We start from the raw sequence: 15,531 nt of genomic DNA, 5'->3' as shown, positions 1-15,531 counted from the left end.
TATGGAGCTTACACCTAGATTGCAGGATGTAATAAATATCGTTAAACAAAAAGGAGAAATTAACCTAAAAGATCTAGCTTTAGAACTTAAAGTTTCCCCTAAGACTGCTAAGGGATATGTAAGAGAGCTAACAAGGCTTGGATTCGTTGAGATGGATGAAAAGGAAAACGTAAAATTAAAGGTCACTCAGGAAGATCCAGTAGAAAGCTTAAAAAAGATAATAGAAATTCATGAGAGTGAGATTAATGCATTAAAGAAGGAGGTTGAAGAGTTAAAGACTGAAATAATAAAGCTTAGGAAGAAGGGTAAATATACTACGACGGAAGATTAACTTCTTGATAAACTAATTACATATTTGAACCATTTATAGATTTGCCCTGTTGTTAATTTACTTTTACCGATTTCCCTATCCTTAAAAATTATTGGAACTTCTGCGACGGGAAGATTTGCCTTTAACACTCTATAAACTGCACATATTTGAAATTCGTAACCGTCTGCACTCTCACACTTTAAAACTTCCTTTGCTGCTCTAGTTGAGTATATTCTATAATTGGAAGTATTATCATGAAGAGGTGAGCGTAAAAGTAATCTGACCAAAAAGTTTGCTCCCCAACTAATTATTCTCCTCTTTATCGGCCAATTCTCAATTCCTCCGCCTTTTATATATCTGGATCCTATTACTAAGTCAAATCCTTCTCTAGCTTTCTCATACATTGCTGGGAGGTAAATAGGATCGTGGCTTAGGTCTGCGTCCATGGTAACTACATAATCCGTGCCATTTTCTATAGCTTTTTGTATTCCTGTCCTTATCGCTGAGCCAAGTCCTCTTTCCTTTTTTCTAACTATCACTTGGATATTGGGAGAGTTTAAAGACCTTATAGCTTCTGCAGTCCCATCCTGACTATTATCGTCGACTATTATTATGCTAGCTCGTATTACCTTATTTAAAAGGGGCAATAATCTTATAATATTATCTCTCTCGTTAAATGTAGGTATAACAATAGTAACCCTTTTATTTACTTGCACATTTTCCATATTTCATCTCCTAGATAGTGCAAATTCTTTGAAAACTTGCCTTTCTTTTCTTTTTCTGCATCTTCCTTGCTTATAAGAACTTTCATAATAGCTATTGCTTTTCCTTCCATTGTAGTGACTGCAATTATATCTCCAGGTTTGCAATTACAGTTATATTCTTTTATACCAGGGACAAATAGATCCGCCCCTTTCAGCACTGCCCTTACTGCTCCTTCATCTACCTTAACTGAAGGAAGAGAGATATTAAATTTGTAAATTGCGCATAGCGTAGGAATTAAATCTTGCGAAAAGAAGGATAAGACTCCGTCTAAAAAATAATAAACTTCTTTTTTCTCTTTACCTATTTCTACCTTCTGAGGGGAAAGGCTAACGTTATATTTTTCTTTTATTTTCTCAAGCAATTCTTCTGTCTCCTTCTCTGATAGAAAATGCCTCTGCATTATAGGTCATCCGGTTTAATTGGTATTTTATATATTCTCTTTCCTAAACAATTTTCTACTGCATTGACAATTACTGGAGTAGAAACCACTGCACCCGCTTCTCCTACTCCTTTACTTCCAGTAGGATGATCAGATAACCCTCTTTCCACATAAGTCCAAATATACTTAGGACTTTCTACAGCAGTAGGAAATACATAATCGTCTAAGTTAGAGTTTACCAAATTGCCTTGAGAATCTATTATCGCCTCTTCATAAAGTGCTTGTGCTATACCTTGCATTACTCCGCCATGAATTTGCCCTTCTGCTGTTAATGGATTAATTACTTTTCCTATATCGTCTATTGCGACGTATTTCTTAACTTTAATCTTGCCCAACTCTTTGTCAACGTTTACTAGTGCCATATGAACTCCGTAAGGAGTTGTTGGTTTACTTACAGGATAAACGTAAGTTACGTCCAAGCTTATTCCATTTTTATACGCAAACGAAATAACTTCTGTTATAGTAGCAGATTTTCCGGTTCTCTCATTAGAGAATTTTCCTTCAGAATAATTAATCTCTTCAACGTCAGCTTGTAGCATTTTAGCTGCTGTCTCAATTAATCTCCTTTTTAATTCCTCTGATGCCTTAAGCATTGCAGAACCCCCCACTGTAATTGTTCTACTGCCCCAAGTTCCTATTCCGTCCTCTATTATGTCAGTATCCCCCCACCTCACTTCTACATTTTCTATTGGAATTTGTAATGTTTCTGCAACTATTTGTGCAAATCCTGTAGCATCACCTTGCCCATGAGGCCCAGAGCCAGTTATTGCTATTATTTTACCGTCAGACTTGGCAAATACTCTAGCTACTTCCCAAGGTCCGAAGGCAGTTATTTCTACATACATTGCAAGTCCTACACATTCATCTTTTCCGGCTTCTGATTTTAATTCGTTATAATACTCTCTTGCTTTGTTTAGGATTTCAACATAATTTCCTGAATCATAAGTTATTCCGAATGCGCTCTCATAGGGCATTTCCTCTGGTCTTACAACGTTCTTTAATCTAATATCTATAGGATCCATGTTTAGTTCATTGGCTATCATATTTACTATTCTCTCTATAAAGTAAGTAGCTTCTGGTCTTCCTGCACCTCTATAAGAAGTTGTGGGAACCTTATTTGTGTGAACTGCATAAGAAGTTATTAACGCGTCCCTTATTTTATATGGTCCAAGAATCATTCTAGAAGTACTAAGTACATTGCCAGACTCATCATCGTTTGCGTCAGCATAAGGTGCTCCAAGATCTCCTATTATTGTACCAACTAGTGCTGTTATTTTCCCATCTCTAGTGAATCCAACCTTAAATTTGAACCTTTTATCTCTACCATGGCCTGCACTTATCATTTCTTCAGTCCTAGTGGGAATCCATTTTAGCGGAACGCCTAATTTTATTGCCAATTTAGCCACTGCATACTGCTCTGGGTGAGTAATTATTTTGCTTCCAAAAGCACCTCCTACATCTGGTTGAATTACTCTTATATTAGTGAATCCCAGAAATTCAACTAAATTTCTCCTCATAAAGTGAGCCGATGAGTTGATGCCCAAACGTTAAGCCTCTGTCCATCAAAATAAGCTAAAATTCCCCTAGGTTCAATTGGCGAAGCTATGACCCTTTGGTTAATTAATTCGCCTTCTAAGGTTAAAGACTCAGAAAGTATCTTCTCAGGATTTCCTGAGGAAAAAGTTTTTTGGAAATAGATGTTTGACTTAAGTCCGGAATAAACTTTCACTTCATCTTTTATAGCCTCAGTAGGATCTAGGACGTAAGGTAAATCCTCGTATTCAACCTCTATACTTTCTAATAAATCGTAAGCCTCATATCTATCCTTTGCGACTACTGCCGCTATAGGCTGACCTACGTAAGTAGTTTCTTTACTGGCAATTGGAAAGTCTTTTCCGGGATTTATATCATCTCCAGTAAATACGTTATCAGTTTTTTTAACGTGAATTTTAGCGTGAGGTTTTGTTGACCTTAGAAATGCTACGAACATTTCTCCAGGTAATTTAATATCATCAACATACGAACCTTTTCCTGAAATTAATCTAGGATCTTCTATTCTCCTTATTGGTTTTCCTATATATTGCATAAATAGTAATAGAAGAGGTAGCTTATATCTTCTTTATTCTCGCAGAAGAAGAAGGATGAGTTGAAAATATGCTCGATTTATTTTCTCCATATTTCATTATTAAATTCATTAATGATCCTTTATCAACTAACTGAGAAGCGTATTTGTCTGCTTGTATTTCAAATTTTCTTGAGATAAACCTCTGAATTAAAACTATCGAAATCCCTGAGATAATGAATAAAAATAAGGAAAATTCAGCAGTATAGAAAAATAATAGGACTAACAAGTTTACTAATATTAACATCTTTAAATGGTGATGAAGTTTTATATGTCCCATTTCATGAGCTATCATAGCGTCTAGCTCGTCTTTTGGTAAGTTTAGGCTAGCTGAGGTTACGAGAATTTTACCAGTTATTACTGAGAAGGCATTAACTCTAGAATCTTCCTTAACCTTTAGCTCAATTTGTTTTCCAAGAAAATCGTATTTTATTGATTTAAACCTCTTAACTAGAATTATAGAGACCGCAAAGTAAACAACGTTTATTGCTAATAGAGAGAGTAATCCGAAAATAATTATTTGCATAAAGGTATTTAAGATGTATTACTATAAATATATTTGCCTTAAAGCCGAAAGTAAACTTTTCTTATAAACTAGACGTTCAACTATAAAATAATGAAAGCAATAATTCTTGAAAACGGAAGGCCAGTATTGAAAGAAGTTCCAATTCCTAAGCTTAACCCAGGAGACGTTTTGGTTAAAATGAAAGCATGCGGTCTATGCGGAACCGACGTAGAAAAGATATGTGGACAATATACTGCTTCTCAACCAATTCTAGGTCACGAACCGGCGGGTATAATAGCAGAATCAACAGTAGACTGGTTAAAGGAAGGTGATAGAGTTTTTGCTCACCATCACGTTCCCGACTATGAATGTTATTACTGTAAAAAAGGAAGTCCGACAATGTGTCCTTATTATAGGAAAACAAATCTAGATCCAGGAGGATTTGCAGAGTATTTCAGAGTGCCTGCGTGGAACGTAAGCAGGGGAGGAATACTAAAATTACCAGATAACGTATCATTTGAGGAGGGTTCTTTCATAGAGCCTTTAGCAACTGTTATAAGAGCACAGAGGAGGGTCTTCATAGATAAAGACGATTATGTCCTTGTAGTAGGAGCCGGACCGATGGGTCTATTACACGTAATGATGGCTAAAGTAAACGGTGCAGGAAAAGTTTATGTATCCGACATTTCCGACTTTCGCAATGAGTATGCAAGAAAAGTAGGTGCGGATGAGGCATTTAATCCAAAAGTTGTTAAGGTTGAAGACGAAGTAAAGAAGCTCACTGACGGCAGGGGTGTTGATGTTGCAATAATTGCCTCTGGTGCTCCTTCTGCAATTTTAACGGCACTGTATTCTGTAAGAAAAGGAGGCAGAGTATTACTTTTTGGCGTTCCTTATAAAGGAACTATATTAAACTATGATATAAGCAATCTTCTAAACAATGAAATTTCAATAATTTCCAGTAATGCCGCAGTTGAGGAAGATACTAGAGAAGCATTGAAGGTAATATCTGAAAAGAAAATTGATGTAATGAAGCTGGTTACTCACAAATTTAGACTAGAAGAATTCAACGAGGCCGTAAGGATAGCTAAAGAAGGCAAGACCATAAAGGCTATAATATATGATTGAAAGCAAGACAATAAAGAGGAACAAAGTAAGTTTGAATAATTTAAGAGATTTTTCAATCTCTTCTTTTCCTGGTAATTTACCTTCTCCAACGGTATAATATCCCTTTTTCTCTAGCTTTACTCCTAGTAAAGCTGATGCTATGCAAATAGGGTATCTGGCATTAATACTCTCTATTTGTGTATTTTTTAAAAATCTAAAAGGATTACTGCTTTGCTTAATTCCCAAAAGTTTTCCTGCAATTACCATTAATAGCCCTGTGAGCCTTGCGGGAATATAATTCATAATTGTGTCAACTTTTGCAGAGAAATATCCTTCCTTATAAAGTTCCTTTGTTTTATAACCAACCATGCTATCCATAGTATTCGCCAACCTTTGCAACATTGCTCCAGGTAAACCCAAGATTAAAAACCAAAATAAAGGAGAGATTATGCCGTCTACAAGGCTTTCGAATAGCGATTCTATAGCAGCGGAAGCTATGTGTCCTTTATCTGCAGTTGATAAGTCCCTCCTGACAATTTGCTGGACTAAATTTCTAGCTCTCTCATCAAGTTCCCTAGACTTGCTAACGATGTCATACAACATCTTTATGGAGAAAGTAGTCTTAAGAAATAACGCCATCAAGATTAGTTTAATTGGAATTATTGGAATATATATAGGAAGAATGGAGAAAATAATCTCTACAGGAATTACAGATATAAACCAAATTAAGATCCCGTAACCATATCCTTTATATGGCTTTATTAGTTTTTCAGAGATTTTACCAGTATATACAACTGGGTGAATATAAATTGGCGGTTCTCCAAAGAGTAAATCTATTGCTAATGCTAAAAAGAGAATAGGAAGCAACAAGAGTTAAAAGATAAGAAAAGAAAAAAGTCTTTCCACAATCAAGAATAAAGGAAAGGATATAGTTATTATAGCACCAGTTAAGTCTCCAGAAGAACCTCTCAAGACTTTCTTGCCTATCTCATAAAATATGACAAAGAGAGTAAAAAATATAATAACTGAGAACGGATAAAAGAGCAAAAATGGTATTCCCTCAGCAATTATTATAACCCACTTATCTTTCAATTTATCATGAAACAATTTACCAAGGTAACTCGATTCCATGGGCTCTAATATTGAAAGGGTTAAAATTCCAAGGTCTCTGGAAAGAACCTCAGCTGAAATCAAAATTAAAAGTGTACCAATAGAAGGATAAGGAAATCCGCATAGAGAAATAAGAAAGATGGAAAAGTAAACTATAGCTGAACCTATTCCTCCGCTTCCTACGGCAACGTCCTTTAATGCTTTTAATTTTCTTTCGTAATCACCTTTTATCATTATTGCGTCTCCCAAATCGAGGAGTCCATCAAGATGATTAAATCCTCTTATAACTTCTACAATTATGATAATTACAAACCTTGAAGAGTAACCTAGTATATGGAAGAGAGAAAAATAAGCTACAAAATCTATTATTCCCGTTATTATCCCTATAAAAATTGGAGAAATAAAACTGTATTCTGCAATTTCCTCAAGGCTTGTATTAACTGAAGGTATTATTGTAAAGAAAGACAATTGCGAAAGAACGCCTTTTAAAGCTTTCATCGCTCTAAAATATCTGTGGCAATTATAATTTCTTCAACGATGAGCGACTCAGGAAAATCATTTATAACTGCAGGACTTGTTAGACTCTTAGGAGGAATACCTTTTAAATCCCAAAACATGTCATTAAATTCATTTCCTTCAGAAGAAGGAGGAGAAATTGCATTTATACAAGCTTTTCAAGCAATTGGAGCAGGTTTAAAGCCAAGCAGTTACATGAATCCAATACTTCTAAAGCCCTCAAGTTCTGGAAAGATTGAGGTAATATTTTTCGGAAAATCTCTGGGAAACCTAAGACCAGAAGATTATTACAAAATGATACCTAGCTTTTGGGATAAAATTAAGAAGAGCATAAAAGAAAATTACGTTATAGAAGCAGCAGGAGGAATAGAACCAAATTTTATGGAGAGAGATTTAACAGCCTTTCTACCTATGAAGGAAGGGATCCCTGCAATCCTTGTTTTAGATATAGATAGGGGAGGAGCTTTTTCTTCGGCATATGGAGTTTATCAAATGTTACCCCCATCAGTTAGAAATTCTCTAAAAGGTTTTATAATTAATAAATTTAGAGGTTCTCCTTCTCTTCTAGATAGTGCAATAAAATGGTTAACAGAGAGAACTGGAATGAAGTTTTTAGGCACAATACCTTATTTTGACGAGGAATTGATTCTCCCTGAAGATTCTATGAATATTAAGGACTTTGGAGAAGGAGGAGAAGCAAGCATTGCTATAATAAATTATCCATATATAAGTAATTTTAATGAATTTTTTGCACTATTAAAGTCTAATGCTTCAGTTAGATTTGTTAATAATCCCAAGAAACTGAGGAAGGACGATATCTTAATCCTTCCAGGTAGTAGGAACACTTATGAATCTTTAGTTTGGTTAAAAGAGAGAGGCTTTCTAGAAGAAATAAGGAAAAGGCAAGTATTAGGTGTGTGTGGAGGATTTCAAATAATGGGTAAGAGGCTTATAGATCCTTTTGGTATAGAGAGCGGAGAACCAAGAGAATATGATGGCATAGGAATATTTGACTTTGTAGTAAAATTTGAAGAGGAAAAAGTTGTATCAACAAGTGAAGGTTTATTACAAGATGGAAGTATAATAAAGGGCTACGAGATAAGAAGAGGAAGAATAGTATATGAGGGGAACGATAAACCACTTTTGACGATAGTAAGGAGAAATAATAAAGATGTGGATGTAAAAGACGGTTCTTTAAAAGAAGATAAGTTAGGATTAAGCATTCACGGTTCTTTATATAGTAAAAATTTATTGGAAAATTTCGGAGTAAAGATTTTCTCTAAGTCAATGGAAGAGGAGATAATTTCTATGGCAGAAAAAATTGAGAAGATTATTAAGCAAAACGTGGATATTGATGAAATTAAAGAAATATATACTCAAGGAAAATAGTTACATGTGTTTAATCCAGAAAGTTTCATTGAGGAAGTAAAGCCTCAAATATTAAAGGAAGTTAGAGAAGAGAAAATTTTAGCCGCAATTAGTGGTGGTGTAGATAGCACAACTGCTGCAGTATTAATGTACAAAATTTTAGGGAAGCAACTTCTTCCAATTATGATAGATACCGGTTTTCTTAGGAAAGATGAGGCAAGGAAAGTTAAGGATATGCTTAAAGACATTTTACCCTTGCAGGTAGTTGATAAAAGTGAAGAATTCATTTCAGCACTTGAAGGAATTTCTGATGCTGAAGAAAAGAGGAAGAAATTTAGAGATTTATTTTACTCCACGCTTTCAGCAATAGCAAAAGAAAATGGAATAAAATACCTTGTACAAGGTACAATAGCCGCCGATTGGGTTGAAACTCAAGGAGGGATAAAAACTCAGCATAACGTTTTAGTTCAACTAGGAATTAACACAGAAGAAACTTGGGGGTTTAAAGTTATAGAACCTTTAGCGGATCTTTATAAGGACGAAGTAAGAGCGCTTGCAAGATATTTAGGCTTACCTAAAGAAATATCTGAAAGGCAACCTTTTCCTGGACCAGGATTGTTAATAAGAGTAGTAGGAAAACTTACTAGAGAAAAATTAGAAATAGAGAGAGAGGTTAACGACGTTGTAGAGAACGAATTGAAAGATATGGGTTACTCTCAATATTTTTCAGTAATTATAGATTCACAAAAGTCCTTAGATAACATAATATCAATGGAAGCAAATGTTCCAGTTTACGTTTATAATACGAGAGCTACTGGAGTCAAAGGTGATGTAAGGAGTTACGGCAAAATTGCTTCAATTCCTTTGATTGATGATTATGAAAAAGTCAGAGAAATAGTGCAAAAAATTACTAAGTACGACGTAACTCATGTTGGGATGATAATAAATGATAAAAAAGACGGTAAATATTCAATAGGAATTAGGGCAGTTTTAACTCAAGATTTTATGACTGCAGATTTTGCTAAGATAGAGATATCTAAACTACAAGAGATCGGAGAAAAAATCATGGAGATTAACAAGGAAATTAAAGAAGTATTCTACGACGTTACTTCAAAGCCTCCAGCAACTATTGAATATGAATAAAAATTTTAGAAGAAGAGATTTAGTGTGAAAATTTTAATTTTTCTAATAACTGTATCCTCTTTGCTGGATGTGGATGGTCACTGAAGAAGTCTGCATACCACGGCACTTTTTCGCGTTTCCAGTATTCTATAAGTTCATCAACATTATTTTCTGGAATATCCTCTTGAACTTCAGTTGGTGCAAAGAATAACATATTTGCTATATTTGCTTGTTTATTTCTATATCTTTCTAGTGTTTCTGGATCAATAGATAACGTTATTTTTGCTAATGCTCTTTGTAGATTCTCTGCTCCGCCCGGTACAGTTTCTGCAGAATTTACATCAGCGTAAGCTTCTCTCATCCTATTTAGGTATAATAGGAAGAATTGAAATATATAACTTACAGCTAATAAGGCTATGCCTACTAACCACAGAATTCCTCCATTATTATTTCTCCCTCCTCCTTCGCCTCCTAACATTCCGCTCCACATTAATGAATAACCTATCCAGAAGATGAGTGCAGGAATTAAGCCTATTGCCATTAATAATTCGACGTCTTTATGCCTTAAATGTCCTAATTCGTGACCTAATACAGCTTTTATTTCTTCTTTGTTTAGTATCTTCAATAGCGGCAAAGTTATTGCAACTCTTCTTCCAGCAATTGGGCTTCCATAAGCAAATGCGTTAGGAAATGGTACGTCTGCTATGTATACCTTAGGAGGTGGTGAAATTCTATTATAATACGCAACTTCATTAACAACATCTATTAACCATCCATATTTTGGATCGTTTGGTGTTACTTCTACGGCTCTGTACATTGCATTTATTACGTATGGACCAAATAGCCATTGTATGATATTTAACGCTATTAAGAAGCTAAGTATCCCTACAATTATAGCTGGTGCTAAGCTTAGTCCATAAAAGTAGCTAATTATCGCAAAAACTAGAGCAAAACCTAGTAAAAAGATTCCTAAGCTAGTAAGGATCATTCCTAATCTAAGTTTTAAAACTGTTAAGTTCATACTTATCAAATCCTCATATTATTTATGGGGATTATAAAGATTATTCGAATTACTAAACATAAAATTAGACCATCTAATACGTATACAACAAATTGTACTTAATAATTCCTTAGTTTGTCATATCTTTCTAAAAATCTTTTATTTATGAGCTAGAATATATTAGTATGGAAGAGGTAGTTAAAGAGTACATGAAAAGTAACGTAATTTCGGTTGAGAAATCTCTTACCTTAAAGGAAGTTACTGAAATCATGACTAAAAACAATGTAGGCTCGGTAATAGTAGTTGATCACGGAAAACCAGTAGGTATAATAACTGAAAAAGATGTTGTCAGAGCATTAGGTAGTGGAAAGGATTTGAATACAAAGGCAGAGGAAATAATGACTGCATCCTTGATTACGATAAGAGAAGATGCTCCCATAACTGGGGCTTTAAGTTTAATGAGGACAAACAATATTAGACATCTTCCAGTGGTTAACGAAGACGGTAAACTTACTGGAATATTATCAATAAGAGACGTAGCAAGAGCTCTAGACGATATGTACGAGAATTATTTAGATTAGGATAAGTCTTATTATTTTTCCTTTTATTTTTTGAGTGTGAAAATTAAGATCTGGAAAGAATGGTATGAAATTCTGCTAAAGCTGTCAAAAGATAAGAGAACAACATTAGAAGGGTTAATTAAGGAGATTATGACTACAAAGGATTGCATTAATCTACCGAGGGTTACTACAACGAAGAAGAAAGAGATTAATTTAAACTTAAATTATACAGAAAAGGAAGTCCTAGAAAGGATAGAAAAATTTCTCTTCTGTGATTAATATGTTAAAAACTAAAAAATCGCCCGGATTTGTTAGGATAGGATTATTTAACCTTTTAGTAAAGACTGCTGTAGCTCCAATATCTTTTCTCTTTTCCTTTTTAGTAGTGAGGTATTTATCTTCTATATCTATAGAAACTTTTGGAGTTTGGCAGTATATTTACGTGTTAATAACTGGTTATTTCACTATTCCTGCAGATCTTTTTTCTTCAATAACCTCAAGGTACTCTGCTGAAGGCAAAAATGTGGGCGGAATAATAATTATTAATGCGATAGCTGGCTCTATTTCTTCCTTTGCTTACTTTTTGTTGATACCAATATTCATGCATTCTGCCGGATATAATCAACCTATTTATTTTTACACTGCAATTTTACTTATTGTACTTATTTACTTGAATAAGATCTCTGGTTCTGTTGCAATAGGTAGATCTCCTAGGTTAACCGCAATAAGTGCTTCGGGGTTTCAAATAGTTAGACTACTTTCTGCAATAATTATGATGTTTTACCTAAATCTATCAATAAATGCAGTAATATTTGCATATTCCTTAGGATATTTAGTTCAGATAATTTTCAATTTAACCTTCGTTAATGCTAGATTAGGAATAGACTTTAAAGTGGCACTATCCGCAGTTAGGAAATCAATTGTATTTATAATGAACTACGTGCAGTTAATGATAGAGGCAACTCTAGTTTGGGTTGTTGTTTTTATAGTAAATTCTGCTATTCCTGTATCGTACTTTGAGTCTGCTTTAATAATTTCAAATTTGGTAGGCTGGTCTCAAGCAGCTACTGATGGTTTAATACTTAAACTTCAAGAAAGCAGGGATCCTAAATTAATAGAAATCGCAATAAAGTTCTTCTTTACTACTGGTGGAGTATTTCTCTTAATAATCTTTGTTGATGGAGAAAGATTACTTTACGTTCTTAGACCCGAGTATGTTTCTTCAATATATGCCTTAATTGTACTATCTTTCTCAACTTTCATAAGATCTGCATATAACATCTTTTATAGAGCAATATATATGGCTGACGAATCGTTGGCTGTAGAATCTAAAGGAGAATTTAGAGGATATACTGCTAAGTTAACCACAAGAAATGTGATAATCTCCGTTATAGGCGTTTCATCTTCTCTTTTCCTAATTTACTTATTTAAAAATGGAAATATATACAAAATTTCGCCTATACTTGCAGTTATTATTTCATTAGCTTTACTAGTAAATTCTTTAGGGATGTTTTTCTCTTCATATTCTATTTCAAAAAGAATTTATGGTTTTAATTTTCCGGTGAAGGAAGTTATAGTCTCGTTAGTACTTTCAGTAATTTCATCCTTGCCATTTATTGGATTAAGTAAAGTAAGAGCAATAGAGCAACTCATTATAATGTTAGAAATGACATCTTTAGCATTAACTTTGTATATAGCATTAAGTTACATTTTCAATCCTTATGCTCGAGGTTTGTTGCATTCTATATTTAGAGAAATAAAAAACTTTAAGCTATAAAGCATTGTTTAGAATAATGTCTGGATCAACTATTAGACTGAAAAGGCTTTTTGAAAAAGGAAAAGCTTTTGTTGTAGCTTTGGATCATGGGCTCGTAATGGGTCCATTGAAAGGTATAGAAAATCCGGTGGAAATAGTAAGTAAGCTTTCTAATATTCCGGACGCATTACAAATGACTCCTGCTATGCTTAAGCTTGTTGAGGAAAATTTTTACACTAGAAATTCTCCTATGTTAATTGCTAGGCTAGATACAGCCAATGTATGGAGGAAAGAAAAGAAATACTCCCAAGGATATTATTCAATGGTGTATCAAGTTAAAGAAGCAGTAGAAGCTGGAGCGGATGCGGTAGTGACTTATTTAGTAGTCGGCTACGGAGACGATAGAGTTGAAGGTTATAATATAGAAGCATTAGCAAAAGCTAGAGCCGAAGCCCACGATTATGGACTTCCGTTCATTATCGAACCTTTATATGTATCTCCCGATAATCCAGATTCAATAAAAGATGTCAATTTAGTTAAATATGTTACTCGACTAGCTTCAGAAATTGGTGCAGACATCCTGAAGGTAGATTATACTGGAAATAAGGAGGAATTTAAGGAAGTAGTTAATGTTGCTTTTGCACCTATTTTAATTAGAGGTGGTCCTAAGACTAAGGATGATAAAGAATTTTTATTAATGCTTAAGGATGCGATAGATGCTGGAGCAAGTGGAGTAACTGTTGGCAGAAACTTATGGCAGTCTAAGAATCCTACTGCAATGGCTAAGGCTATTGCTGATGTAATAAGGGGCAAAAGCGTTGAAGAGGCCTTAAAAATTTGGGTAGAATAAAATGATAAGAAAAGCAGTAATAACTGCTGCTGGAAAAGGTAGTAGAATGCGTTATATTACGTCAGTTTTGCCAAAAGCCCTTTTACCTCTTTTTAAACAAGAAGATGGAAAAAGAGTAATGAGACCTATAATAGATTTAATAATGTCGTCTTTATCTTCTGTCGGAGTTAACAGTTTCTGTATTGTAGTAGGGAAGCATGGTAAATTACTAATGGATTATTTATATGAAAGAAGAGGAGTGACTTTTGTTTTTCAAGAGCAACCTAAAGGTTTTGGAGATGCTGTACTAAGAGCAGAAAATTTTATTTATAATGAACCTTTCTTCGTGCACGCAGATGATGGGATTCTTACTGGAGGATATTTAGAAGCTTCAGAATTATACGAGCAAAATAAACCAGAAGGAGTCTTGTTATTAAGGAAAGTTGAGAACCCATTCAGATATGGTATTGTAAAAGCGGAAGAAAAAGGTATATTTCTAAATCATAAACTATACAGAATAATAGATGCTCAAGAGAAACCAAAAAATCCTTTTTCGAATTTAGCTATATCTGCAGTTTATATTTTTAAACCAAGTATATTTAAGGCTTTAAAAGAGGTAGATAATTACGAGGGAGAATTAGAACTAACTTATGGGATAAAGAAAATTCTAGATCAAGGAGGAGAAATTTATGCCATACTTTTAGAGAAGGAAAAATGGCTTAACGTAGGAGATCCAGAACATTATTATGAAGCTCTTAAATATTCATTTTATAGAATATAATTGAAAATAATTATTTTCTCCATTTTGTTTTAGGCATAATTACATCCTTAAACCTTTCAAGTCTTTCCTTATAAGGCAATAAGTCCTCTATTATGTTCTTCACCTCTTCTCTCATGAACCTTTTTGGAGTGAAACCCAAGGACTCTAAAATTCTCCTCTCAGGATTATAGTAATGCTCTTCTGCTTCAACTCTTGGATTCTCAACGTGCTTTATTTCTACATGTAAGCCTAATTCTTCTCCTGCTTCTTTAACTATTTGTGCTATTTCATTTACACTGTGAATTTCCATAAATTGATTAACAACTCTGTACTCACCTTGTTTCGGTGGATGTTCTATTAATAGTCTTAGAGCCTCAACGCTATCTTCTAGTGAAATGAATCCCCTAGTCTGTCCTCCTTTACCGTAAGGTGTTAACGGAAGTCCTAAAACTGCCTCAACGCAGAATCTATTTACTACAGTGCCCCAAACTTCGTCAAAATCGAACCTAGTCCTTAAAGACTCGTTTACTATTTCTGGAATTCTACTACCGTAAACTGGGCCTTGCATAATGTCAGTTATAGTTAATCCGAAAAGTTGGTTAAAGTAAGCTAAAAGATAACTGTCAAATATTTTAGAAAAATGATAAATAGATCCTCCCCATCTTGGTGTGAATATTTTATCTTTCTTACCATTAATAATTGCCTCTATAAAAGCAGACTCTGGAATATCAAAATTTGGAGTACCGTATTCACCCATAGTTCCCATTTTTAAAATGTGTATCGAAGGATCAATTTCTTTTACTAGATAAATTAAATTAAGGGTTCCGTCAAGATTATTATTTATTGTATAGATGGCATGATCTAAGTCTTTCATGGAATAGGGTGCAGATCTTTGTTCCGCGAAGTCAACTATAACATCTGGTTTCGATTCTTTTATTACTTCCTTTAATTTTTCCTTATCAGTAATATCGCCCTTATAGAATTTTATGTCAGCATCAAGGTATTTTTTTACTGCATTTACTCTCTCCTCTGGAGCCGGTAAAGGAAAAGCAGAATCTGAACCTATTTCTTCTACTGCTTTCCTAGTTGATAAGTTATCCATGCCGTAAACTTCATGATTTTTTGAAACTAATCTTAGAGCTAATGCCCAACCTAGGTAACCATCTATTCCAAGGATTAAAACTCTCATCAATACTTCATAACTTAACATAATAAAAACGTTAATGGTATGATTAGGAAAACTTTTTTCTTATAAATTAAAA

16 protein-coding genes and 1 pseudogene are annotated in these 15,531 nt (G+C 34.1%); 9 read left to right on the top strand and 8 right to left on the bottom strand.

Annotated elements, in window-relative coordinates:
- Position 1: 1 nt before the first annotated feature.
- Entirely contained in the window at positions 2–331 is a 330-nt protein-coding gene (locus tag D1867_RS02895; protein ID WP_155862731.1) for a Sul12a family chromatin-organizing protein, read from the top strand.
- Here the strand turns inward: D1867_RS02895 and D1867_RS02890 are convergent.
- The 4 genes and pseudogenes from D1867_RS02890 to D1867_RS02875 form a co-directional block, all read right to left on the bottom strand.
- Positions 328–1,035: a polyprenol monophosphomannose synthase gene (locus D1867_RS02890; protein WP_155862730.1), complete on the bottom strand. Its 708-nt coding sequence runs from the start codon at positions 1,033–1,035 to the stop codon at positions 328–330. The two genes, D1867_RS02895 and D1867_RS02890, sit on opposite strands and share 4 nt — an antisense overlap.
- Positions 1,017–1,475: a DUF1947 domain-containing protein gene (locus D1867_RS02885; RefSeq protein ID WP_155862729.1), complete on the bottom strand. Its 459-nt coding sequence runs from the start codon at positions 1,473–1,475 to the stop codon at positions 1,017–1,019. The genes D1867_RS02890 and D1867_RS02885 overlap by 19 nt, the downstream gene beginning before the upstream one ends.
- A pseudogene (cutA, locus tag D1867_RS02880) lies at positions 1,475–3,600 on the bottom strand (glyceraldehyde dehydrogenase subunit alpha). Before cutA ends, D1867_RS02885 begins: the two are co-directional and overlap by 1 nt.
- Before the next feature lie 22 nt (positions 3,601–3,622).
- Positions 3,623–4,162: a M48 family metalloprotease gene (locus D1867_RS02875; protein ID WP_155862728.1), complete on the bottom strand. Its 540-nt coding sequence runs from the start codon at positions 4,160–4,162 to the stop codon at positions 3,623–3,625.
- A 90-nt stretch (positions 4,163–4,252) separates the two neighbouring features.
- Here D1867_RS02875 and D1867_RS02870 point away from each other — a divergent pair, with 90 nt between their 5' ends.
- A complete protein-coding gene (locus D1867_RS02870; RefSeq protein ID WP_013775867.1) occupies positions 4,253–5,269 on the top strand; it encodes a zinc-dependent dehydrogenase in 1,017 nt (338 codons plus the stop codon).
- Here the strand turns inward: D1867_RS02870 and D1867_RS02865 are convergent.
- Positions 5,198–6,115 carry a cobalamin biosynthesis protein gene (locus D1867_RS02865; protein WP_155862727.1) on the bottom strand — a complete coding sequence of 306 codons (918 nt, stop codon included), beginning with the start codon at positions 6,113–6,115 and terminating at the stop codon, positions 5,198–5,200. The genes D1867_RS02870 and D1867_RS02865 overlap by 72 nt on opposite strands.
- A 6-nt stretch (positions 6,116–6,121) precedes the next feature.
- Positions 6,122–6,856 (bottom strand): adenosylcobinamide-GDP ribazoletransferase, encoded by a 735-nt coding sequence (locus D1867_RS02860; protein WP_155862726.1) that lies wholly within the window; start codon positions 6,854–6,856, stop codon positions 6,122–6,124.
- Positions 6,857–6,871: 15 nt separating this feature from the next.
- On the opposite strand from D1867_RS02860, the gene D1867_RS02855 reads away from it, so the two are divergent.
- Both D1867_RS02855 and D1867_RS02850 read left to right on the top strand, forming a co-directional pair.
- Positions 6,872–8,263: a cobyric acid synthase gene (locus D1867_RS02855; protein WP_338077940.1), complete on the top strand. Its 1,392-nt coding sequence runs from the start codon at positions 6,872–6,874 to the stop codon at positions 8,261–8,263.
- A 6-nt stretch (positions 8,264–8,269) separates the two neighbouring features.
- Positions 8,270–9,385: a GMP synthase (glutamine-hydrolyzing) gene (locus tag D1867_RS02850; protein WP_338077939.1), complete on the top strand. Its 1,116-nt coding sequence runs from the start codon at positions 8,270–8,272 to the stop codon at positions 9,383–9,385.
- Positions 9,386–9,404: 19 nt separating this feature from the next.
- Here D1867_RS02850 and htpX read toward each other — a convergent pair whose 3' ends face one another.
- Positions 9,405–10,385, bottom strand: a complete 981-nt coding sequence (gene htpX, locus D1867_RS02845; RefSeq protein WP_155864372.1) for a zinc metalloprotease HtpX — start codon at positions 10,383–10,385, stop codon at positions 9,405–9,407.
- A gap of 164 nt (positions 10,386–10,549) precedes the next feature.
- Between htpX and D1867_RS02840 the strand changes: the two genes are divergently transcribed.
- The 5 genes from D1867_RS02840 to D1867_RS02820 are packed head-to-tail and all read left to right on the top strand — an operon-like array spanning position 10,550 to position 14,290.
- Positions 10,550–10,945 carry a CBS domain-containing protein gene (locus tag D1867_RS02840; protein ID WP_155862725.1) on the top strand — a complete coding sequence of 132 codons (396 nt, stop codon included), beginning with the start codon at positions 10,550–10,552 and terminating at the stop codon, positions 10,943–10,945.
- Between the two features lie 36 nt (positions 10,946–10,981).
- A complete protein-coding gene (locus tag D1867_RS02835) occupies positions 10,982–11,203 on the top strand; it encodes a hypothetical protein (protein WP_155862724.1) in 222 nt (73 codons plus the stop codon).
- A gap of 1 nt (position 11,204) precedes the next feature.
- The gene (locus tag D1867_RS02830; RefSeq protein ID WP_155862723.1) at positions 11,205–12,701 is read left to right on the top strand and encodes a teichoic acid transporter; all 1,497 of its coding nucleotides are present in this window, start codon (positions 11,205–11,207) and stop codon (positions 12,699–12,701) included.
- 16 nt (positions 12,702–12,717) lie between these two features.
- Positions 12,718–13,530: a class I fructose-bisphosphate aldolase gene (locus D1867_RS02825; protein WP_155862722.1), complete on the top strand. Its 813-nt coding sequence runs from the start codon at positions 12,718–12,720 to the stop codon at positions 13,528–13,530.
- Position 13,531: 1 nt separating this feature from the next.
- Positions 13,532–14,290, top strand: coding sequence for a nucleotidyltransferase family protein (locus D1867_RS02820; RefSeq protein ID WP_155862721.1), 759 nt, complete (start codon positions 13,532–13,534; stop codon positions 14,288–14,290).
- Between the two features lie 10 nt (positions 14,291–14,300).
- On the opposite strand, the gene agl3 is transcribed toward D1867_RS02820, so the two are convergent.
- Complete coding sequence (gene agl3 / locus D1867_RS02815; protein WP_155862720.1) at positions 14,301–15,458, bottom strand: UDP-sulfoquinovose synthase; 1,158 nt, start codon at positions 15,456–15,458, stop codon at positions 14,301–14,303.
- Between the last annotated feature and the right edge of the window lie 73 nt (positions 15,459–15,531).

Source organism: Acidianus infernus (assembly GCF_009729545.1).
Classification (GTDB): Archaea; Thermoproteota; Thermoprotei_A; order Sulfolobales; family Sulfolobaceae; genus Acidianus; species Acidianus infernus.
Note: the sequence above shows the minus strand (reverse complement) of the source record. Positions and strands in the feature narration are given on the sequence as shown.